Genomic DNA, 1,289 nt, shown 5'->3' with positions numbered 1-1,289 from the left:
GTCTGGAACCGCTCGCCCGGCAGTTTGGCGAGGCATTTCCGGTAGAGCAGATTCAGTTCCTCGGGCACATCAGGTCGGAGTTTTTTCAGGTCGGGTGGCGAGGCGGTCTGATGCTTGATGATTCGTTCCGACAGGCTCCCGTCGGGAAAAGGTGGTTTTCCCACGAGCAAGAAGAATAGAACACACCCAAGAGAGTATATGTCCACGCGTCCATCGACGCTCTCAGGCTGCAGGGCCAACTCCGGGGCCATGTAATCGATGGTTCCCAGGACGGCTGTTTCCGATGATTGTCCCGCGGGACTGTTGCGGAGCCTGGCCAGCCCGAGATCAAGGATCTTCACGACGTCTTGTGGCGTAACCATCAGGTTGGCAGGCTTGATATCACAGTGAACGATCCCTTTATCATGCGCATACGCGAGTGCGGTGGCCGCCTGCCGAACCAGACCCGCCGCCCTGCGCCACGGTAAAGGTCCCTCTTTCGTAACGAGTTGCTCCAGATCAACCCCTTCGACATATTCCATGACGAGGTAATATCGGCCATTCTCCATGTCCACGTTATAAGCGTGGACAATGTTCGGGTGGTCCAGCGCCGCGATTATTCTGACTTCATTGAAGAATCGTTCGAGAGCCGGAGGAGGCAGGCGCGGGTCGATCAGTTTGATCGCCACGCGACGTTCCATAGTGACATGCTCGGCGAGAAAGACCTCCCCCATTCCTCCCCGCCCCAGGGCTTGAAGGAGCCGGTATTTCCCAATCAGAAATCGCTCCCGCCCAGCCAGCAACTCTTCAGCCTGCCAGTGTGTCAACTGACCGAGTTGCTCCAGTTGCCGAACGAAATCTTCAAGACTCTCGGGTGGTCTCGCCTCACAGAGCCGTTCCACCGCCTCTCGCGATACAGCCAACCCGGCTGCGTGCAACCGCTCACACCATTCCTTAACTTGGGGGGAAAAGGCCATCATGGTGCTGTGGTGCCCTGGGATAGCGAGACACGTTTGCGGGAATCCTGTTCAAGTGTATGCCGCAGGACCTGGTAGAGTTGGTCTGGCGAAGTACCCGCGTCAATTGCAATCCTGAAGATGGGAACTTGGCGATTCGCGTAATAGTCAACGAGGGGTTTCGTTTCCGCCAGGTACTGCGCGAACTTGAACCGAACAAGCTCCGGAGTGTCGTCCTGCCGGCCCGTTCTGTCTCCACCTGTATTTCTCTGAATCCGCTCCCAAACGATCGGGAAGTCACACTCCAAAAGGACGACCCTCTCCACATGAACGAGCGATTCGAGAAGGGTGGCC

2 protein-coding genes are annotated in these 1,289 nt (G+C 57.1%); both read right to left on the bottom strand.

Translation table 11 applies throughout. From position 1 onward, the window contains the following. Nucleotides 1-959 (bottom strand): serine/threonine-protein kinase (locus tag H5U08_RS19155; protein WP_297036875.1); only part of this gene is annotated, 959 nt, incomplete at its 3' end. Then, the coding region (locus H5U08_RS19150) for a nucleoside monophosphate kinase (RefSeq protein ID WP_297036873.1) at nucleotides 956-1,289 on the bottom strand (334 nt) is incomplete at its 5' end. The genes H5U08_RS19150 and H5U08_RS19155, both read right to left, overlap by 4 nt.

The organism is Thermogutta sp. (genome assembly GCF_014359955.1).
GTDB lineage: Bacteria > Planctomycetota > Planctomycetia > Pirellulales > Thermoguttaceae > Thermogutta.
This window is presented reverse-complemented; position numbering and strand designations above follow the sequence as displayed.